General features: G+C 38.6%; 3 protein-coding genes and 1 pseudogene. All 4 read left to right on the top strand.

The annotated features are described in order from the left end of the window. Positions 1-246 precede the first annotated feature (246 nt). The 4 genes and pseudogenes from H6G97_RS47510 (at position 247) to H6G97_RS54280 (ending at position 3,217) form a co-directional block, all read left to right on the top strand. Complete coding sequence (locus H6G97_RS47510) at positions 247-1,392, top strand: sensor histidine kinase (RefSeq protein ID WP_190947306.1); 1,146 nt, start codon at positions 247-249, stop codon at positions 1,390-1,392. Beyond that, positions 1,373-1,702, top strand: a pseudogene (locus H6G97_RS47505) (response regulator); the annotation flags it as partial. The gene H6G97_RS47510 and the pseudogene H6G97_RS47505, both read left to right, overlap by 20 nt. Positions 1,703-2,323: 621 nt before the next feature. Beyond that, positions 2,324-2,647: a helix-turn-helix domain-containing protein gene (locus H6G97_RS54285; protein WP_242056119.1), complete on the top strand. Its 324-nt coding sequence runs from the start codon at positions 2,324-2,326 to the stop codon at positions 2,645-2,647. Positions 2,648-2,740: 93 nt separating this feature from the next. Continuing rightward, complete coding sequence (locus tag H6G97_RS54280) at positions 2,741-3,217, top strand: HARBI1 family protein (RefSeq protein ID WP_242056120.1); 477 nt, start codon at positions 2,741-2,743, stop codon at positions 3,215-3,217. Positions 3,218-3,678 lie beyond the last annotated feature (461 nt).

Genomic DNA, 3,678 nt, shown 5'->3' with positions numbered 1-3,678 from the left:
TCAAATTGCTACGGTATGCTTTAGTCATTTGCTCACAAGGTGCTGGTTTCTACAAATCTCAGCATAAGCTTTGTGAGCTTTCTTACAACATTACCCTACTTTTAAAACATCCTCTAAACAGTTAGATATATTTTTGGATAAACAGTATTTAAAAATATCATAATGCAACAAATATATTTAAAATAAATGTAGAAGCTTAAATAGGAGTTTTGTAGTAAACAACGTAGATAAATAATTATTTATAAAATGCTATTTTTAAAAGCTAGATTATCTGATAAAAAATCCCCTTTGAGCAAATATTTGCTCATTAGTAGTCTATTTATAGTTATTTTACTTCTAGAGCTTTCTACGCCAAACGAATATGTGTTCGGCTATCTCTACACCGGACCGATTTTATTAGCAAACTCTTGGTTGGGGCGGCAAGCCACCTTTCAAGCTACTCTGATTGCTGTATGCTTAACCATGTTGAATCTTGTAGTACCAGGAGGTGAAGTAATCAAGGCTTCTATAGTTGCAAGTAGAGTGATTGCGGCGATAGCATTGATTGTGACCGGGTTTTTAAGTGATCGCATTCGACGCTCAGAAGAAGCGAGCGCCCAGACCAGGGCAAAGCTAGAAGCACAAGAGGAATTAGTCAGATTGCGTGAAGACTTTGCTTCCACACTCACCCACGATTTGAAGACGCCGCTGCTAGGAGCAATTGAAGCTCTCAAAGCCTTTCAACAAGAAAAATTTGGTGCAGTCCTGCCAGCACAGCAAAAAGTTTTAGCAACGATGGCACGCAGCCATAAAACTTCTCTACAACTCCTAGAAACCCTGCTGGATGTTTATCGTAATGATACTGAAGGCTTAAAGCTTGATTTAGCACCTGTAGATTTAGTTATTTTGGGCGAAGAAACAGCTAGTACCTTAACTGAGTTAGCTGCAAATCGTCGAGTGTATCTCTCGTTTAACTATGGTGATTCTGATTGGCGGCAATCGCTATGGGTTAAGGGTGATGCCCTACAACTACAACGAGTTTTTACTAATCTCCTGGTGAATGCTATCAACCATTCGCGGCGCGGTGAACGTGTTGAAATCGTCTTAGAACCACAAACGTCCTATCAAGTTGTTAAAATTTTAGATACGGGTGCAGGCATCCAGCCGGAACAATTCCCCCATTTATTTGAGCGGTTTTACCAAGGGCATAGTGATGCCTTCGGCGGGCTTTGCCTACGCCAAACTAAAGGCTCTGGGTTGGGACTTTACCTATCTCGACAAATTATTGAAGCGCATGGCGGTATGATCTGGGCAGAGAACAGAGTAACCACTGGCGCTATGTTTGCCTTTAAACTCCCTGTTTATCCATTTCAATCTTCTCTAGCTCTGTTAGATGCTCCCTACTCCAATTAAAATTCTCCTAGTTGAGGATGATGAACTCTTCCGTCTAGGCTTGCATATGCGATTGCAACAAGAGACTGGGTTAGAGGTTATGGCTGAGGCTGAAGATGGTGAAACAGCTATTGAGCTAGTTAATAATACCCCTGTTGATGTAGTACTGTTAGATGTGGGATTGCCAGGAATCGGAGGAATTGAGACGTGTAGACAAATCAAGCAGCAAAATCCTCATCTGCCAATCTTAGTTTTAACCTCCCATTCTCAAAAATCCCTAATTACACGGCTGATTGAGGCAGGTGCTCAAGGCTATTGCCTTAAAGGAATTGATAGTTTGCGAGAGTGGACGAGAATCGATATTGAGCGTCATCGAAGTCCATCAGAGGCAATCATCGATAGTCAAAGTGTGAAAACTGCTGCAATGGTACATGAAGCTGTGGGCTACGATGCAGGCAAGAAAATTTGCATGGCGCAAGCGATTTATGACCGTTGATACTTTGGGATTAGTGTTACGGGTATTTGTCACGGCCAGTCCAATATTCATTTCACTTTCTCCGATCAAGGAACTATTGCTACAATCTGCAATAGGCTGAAGTTGCAAATACATCCACATCCGGCACTTGCAGCTTTAGACGCATACATTCAACTACTGAATTTTTAGAAGGTGGTACATGAAAGCGCTATCCGTTCATCAGCCTTGGGCATGGGCAATCATTTATGCTCTTAAAAATGTTGAAAACCGGGGCTGACCTATCAATTATCGCGGCGACATTCTGATTCACGCCGCCAAGACTTGTACCAAAAAAGAGTACCAGTTAGCGAAAGAATTTTGTCAAGGAATGGGGGTAGTAATCCCAGAATTAATCTCTAGACTTGTCCGAAATATTAACTTAGGAAAACAAAATGATAAAATATTAAATTGAGCATTTAGCATTTTTCTGAATTAGGTATGGTTTTTGATTACATCGAGAAATATCCACATAGAAGAAAACAAATTTTAGAGATTAGTTACGAACAATTACAATCACTATTAAATTGCGCCATAAAACGCCGTCAGGAAATTAAAACTAAACAAGAGAGCCGAAAAATAAGAATTAATGCGGCTGGTGGTGGTCGCAAAGAATTATTACTAATCCAGGAGCAAGTATGTTTATGCTTATTTTATTTAAGGCAGATGCCGACATTTCAAGTATTAGGAATGTTATTTGGCGTTTCCAAAACTGAAGCTAACGATACTTTTCATGAATGGATACCAATTCTTCGTGATATTTGACCTTCTAGTTTATTAGAACAAGTCTCAAATAATGAGAGCGATTTACTATTTGTTCAAGAAGTATTAACGAATTTTAGGCTATTAGTCGATAGCCTGGAACAGCCAATATATAGACCTTCTGACCAAGGAGAACAACAAGAATATTTTTCTGGGAAGAAGAAACAGCATACTTTAAAAAGTCAAGTAATTGGGCTACCAGAAGCTAAAGATATTGTTGAGGTAGAAGTAGGCGCTCGTGGACCAACAGCAGATATAAAATTGTTCCGTAAATCTCAGGAGAAATTTGATGAATCACAACACTTTTCAGGAAATAAAGCGTATCAAGGTGGTAAAAACATTACTACTCCTCATAAAAGAAAACAAAAAAAAGAATTAACCCAACAACAAAAAGATGAAAATAAAGCTTTATCTAGTAATCGGATATTTATTGAACATTTGATTCGCTTGCTGAAAATATTTCGCATAGCTTCACAAAGATTTCGCTTAAAGCTTCATACTTATGAGCAGATTATTTTAACAGTATGTGGGTTAGTTAGATTAAGAATCGGTAGCTTGATTCTCCCAACTTAGCTATTAACAATAATTATAAATTTTCCTAAATTAGGAGTTAATTTTTATGCCTCTAAACTATCACTAACTAGGGCTTGCTGAATAAGTCTCTCAAGCAAATGTAGAAGCCACACAGCTTACAAAATAGTTGTTTCATTGCTCAGTTTCCAAATTTACCTCGCTAACGATTGTGCAAGGCTTTTGAGATTCTAGATGTTATAACCTTGCGCTTGTTTGTTGGAAAAAGGCTTAAAAACCTTATCTGGTCTATATTACAATTCTATTCAGCAACCCCTAACTATCTCAATACTGCTCGGTTAAGGAGAAATAGAGGGTAAAACAAAGAAAATAGTGTTCGCGTAAATAATCCGCGAATAAGATGATTGGACTTACTTCTTCTCTTTGAGGCTATCGTACAAGTCCACCCAATTTTGACGAAGAGAGTCGATGCAGGAAGTTAAGTGATCGATTTGGGTTCTTCT

This window comes from Nostoc flagelliforme FACHB-838 (assembly GCF_014698065.1).
Lineage (GTDB): Bacteria > Cyanobacteriota > Cyanobacteriia > Cyanobacteriales > Nostocaceae > Nostoc > Nostoc flagelliforme_B.
This window is presented reverse-complemented; position numbering and strand designations above follow the sequence as displayed.